The 3,281-nt window shown below is 63.2% G+C and carries 4 protein-coding genes; all 4 read right to left on the bottom strand.

Features of this window, described 5'->3' with window-relative positions; translation table 11 throughout:
* The coding region (locus tag ABWP50_RS08305) for a glycine--tRNA ligase subunit alpha (protein ID WP_353217529.1) at positions 1 to 501 on the bottom strand (501 nt) is incomplete at its 3' end.
* Between the two features lie 79 nt (positions 502 to 580).
* Positions 581 to 886 (bottom strand): cytochrome c, encoded by a 306-nt coding sequence (locus tag ABWP50_RS08300; protein WP_353217528.1) that lies wholly within the window; start codon positions 884 to 886, stop codon positions 581 to 583.
* A complete protein-coding gene (locus tag ABWP50_RS08295; RefSeq protein WP_353217527.1) occupies positions 883 to 2,055 on the bottom strand; it encodes a molybdopterin-dependent oxidoreductase in 1,173 nt (390 codons plus the stop codon). Before ABWP50_RS08295 ends, ABWP50_RS08300 begins: the two co-directional genes overlap by 4 nt.
* 36 nt (positions 2,056 to 2,091) lie before the next feature.
* Positions 2,092 to 3,192: a redox-regulated ATPase YchF gene (gene ychF, locus ABWP50_RS08290; RefSeq protein ID WP_353217526.1), complete on the bottom strand. Its 1,101-nt coding sequence runs from the start codon at positions 3,190 to 3,192 to the stop codon at positions 2,092 to 2,094.
* Positions 3,193 to 3,281 lie beyond the last annotated feature (89 nt).

The raw sequence follows: 3,281 nt of genomic DNA, 5'->3' as shown, positions 1-3,281 counted from the left end.
ATCGACGCCCTGGATATACATGGCCAGCCGCTCCAGGCCGTAGGTGAGCTCCCCTGCCACCGGCGCGCAATCATGGCCGGCGACCTGCTGGAAATAGGTGAATTGGCTGATTTCCATGCCGTCGCACCACACTTCCCAGCCCAGGCCCCAGGCGCCCAGCGTCGGGCTTTCCCAATCATCCTCGACAAAGCGGATATCATGGCGGGCGCGGTCGATGCCGATGGCGTCCAGGCTGCCCAGATACAGCTCGATCAGATCGTCCGGGCTGGGCTTCATGATCACCTGAAACTGGTAATAATGCTGAAGCCGGTTGGGATTGTTGCCATAGCGGCCATCCGATGGCCGCCGGCAGGGCTGCACGAAACAGGCGTTCCACGCCTCCGGCCCCAGGCTGCGCAGGGTCGTGGCCGGGTGGAAAGTGCCGGCGCCCATTTCCAGATCATAAGGCTGCAGGATCACGCAGCCCTGCCCGCCCCAATAGGCTTGCAGCGCGAGGATCATGGCTTGGAAAGACATTGCAGGCTGGGATTGGGGCTTCGTCACGCCGATGGCCTTAGCGGGCGCAGCATGAACAGGTCAATCAGCTTGGGCTGGCGGCCAGATAATCCAATATGGCGGCATCGTCTTCCGGCGCAATCGGGGCGGCATAAACAGTGCGCATCTTGGTGAGGGTTTCGCCCCATTGCATGCGCGTCAGCCGGGGCTGCGCAGTGATCATCCCGGCCGAATGACAGGCCAGGCAATTGCTGTTGACCGCGTCGGCAGACACGCGGTCACGGTCTGCCAGCCAGCCGTCACCATCTGGCACTGTGACGCGCAAAACTGGACCCTGGGGGCCAGCCGCGGTCAACAGAATCGCCACAAACGGCAGCAGTTTTCGCATCATCCGATCTCCACAGCCAATGGCTCGACGCCCGCCCGGTTGTACCCGGACGGGTTCCAGTTCTGCGCCAGCGGCTGCACCGTGCCGGCGGCATTGGTGGCGCGCGCCATGATGATATTCTGCCCAGGCGCCAGCGCCAGCGCGCCAAAAAAGCGCCGAAAGCTCCAGCGGCCAAGATCGGGGCCAAGCTGCACCGGCACCCAGCTTTTGCCGCTATCCCCCGACAATTCCACCATTTTTACGCCGTGATCGCCGCCCATTGCCACACCGCGCACCGGGGTCAGGGTGCGCGGCGGCAGGCGCTGGCCATGGCTGATGTTGGTGATGATGGCGCGCGGCCGCATCACCGTCACCGGCACACGCGGCCCAGCCGGTGCGCCGGGCGCGATATCGGCCAGGGGATTGGCGGGCTGCAAATAGGCCTTTGCCATCCAGAAGCCACTATCTGCTTGATCCAGAACGGTAATTTGATCAAGCATCTTCACCCAATAAGTGCTGTACCAGCCCGGCACCACCAGCCGCAGCGGATAGCCATTGAGCAGCGGCAGCGAAGAACCGTTCATTTTCCACGCAATCAGCACATCATCGGTCAGGGCATGATCGACCGGCAGGGACTTTTCATAATCGGGCGCCCCTTCGTTGATCGGCGCATCCAGCCCGCCAAAGCGCACCGCCACCGCGCCGCCGCGCAGGCCCGCCAGCGCCAGCACATCGCGCAGCCGCACCCCTTCCCACAGCGCATTGCCCATCGCGCCATTGGCCCACTGCGCGCCCACCACCCGCGGCGCAAACAGGCCGCGGCCATTGCCGGCGCACTGGTTCACCGCCGCAACGCGGTGACGCGGCAGCCGCGCCAGATCGGCGAGCGACAGGCTGAGCGGTTTATTCACATGGCCGCCGATGTGCAGCCGGTGGCGGGCGGGATCGATTTGGAGCGGGAACGGATAGTGCCAGCGCACATAAAATTGACTATTCGGTGTAAAATCAGACACATCGAACACGTGCATCGGCGTTTCCAGCAGCGGCGGCGAACTGCGCTGCAAGATCATCTCGCCCTTTTGCGGAAATTCGCTGGTGAGCGGCCGGCTGCCATTGTCGGCAAAGCCGAGGTTGATCTGAGCCGCCGCCGGCGCGGCCAGCGCGGAAGCGATCAAGGTGCGGCGGGTGAGCATAGTGCGGCTTTAGCCTTCCATGGGGTCTGACGCCAGTCAGGCCCCGTGGAGAATATGCATCACATCGCCATCGACGACCACATAGTCCTTGCCTTCGGCCCGAAGCCGGCCAGCATCCTTGGCGCCGGCTTCGCCGTTCAGCGCGATATAATCATCAAAGGCAATGGTTTCGGCGCGAATGAACTTCTTTTCAAAATCGCCGTGAATCTCGCCCGCCGCCTGCGGGGCGCGCGCGCCTTTTTTCACGGTCCACGCCCGGGCTTCCTTGGGGCCAACCGTGAAAAACGTAATCAAACCAAGCAGATCATAGGCCGCCGTCACCACCCGGGTCAGGCCGGTTTCCGCCAGGCCCAGCGATTCCAGATACTCCTGGCGATCCGCTGGCTCCATCGTGGCGATTTCGGCTTCGATGGCGGCCGAAACCACCACGGCGCTGGCGCCGATACTGGCGGCCATTTTCGCCACGGCCGCGCTCTGCGCATTGCCGCTGGCGGCGCTGGCCTCATCGACATTGCAGATATACAGCACCGGCTTGGTGGTCAGCAGCTGGGCGTTTTTCAGGGCGCGGGCTTCGTCCTCATCCTTGGGCTCGGTCAGGCGGGCGGGCTTGCCGGCTTGCAGCAACTCCAGCGCCTGGCCCAGCACGGCAGCTTGCACCTTGGCATCCTTGTCGCCCTGTGCTGCCTTTTTCTGCAGCTGCGGCACGCGCTTTTCAAGGCTTTCCAGATCGGCCAGCATCAGCTCGGTCTCGACGGTTTCAGCATCTTCCACCGGGTCAACCTTGCCGGCAACATGGGTCACATCATCATCGATGAAGCAGCGCAGCACATGGGCGATGGCATCGGTTTCCCGGATGTTCGCAAGGAACTGGTTGCCGAGTCCTTCGCCCTTGGAAGCGCCCTTCACCAAGCCGGCAATGTCCGTAAAGCCCAGCTGCGTCTCGATGATCTTCTGGCTTTTGGCGATGGCAGCCAGCTTGTCGATACGCGGGTCAGGCACAGCCACATTGCCGACGTTGGGCTCGATCGTGCAGAATGGGTAATTGGCCGCCTGCGCCGCCGCCGTCTGGGTCAGGGCGTTGAACAGGGTGGATTTGCCGACATTGGGCAAACCGACGATACCGACGCGGATGGGCATAGCATATTTCCAGGTTGATGGGCGTGCGCAGCCCTTTGCCTTTCAGGGCGCAGCAGCGCAAGCTGTAGCGCGGGCCATCACGGCTGCAA

Source organism: Sandarakinorhabdus sp. (assembly GCF_040398645.1).
Taxonomy (GTDB): domain Bacteria; phylum Pseudomonadota; class Alphaproteobacteria; order Sphingomonadales; family Sphingomonadaceae; genus Sandarakinorhabdus.
Note: the sequence above shows the minus strand (reverse complement) of the source record. Positions and strands in the feature narration are given on the sequence as shown.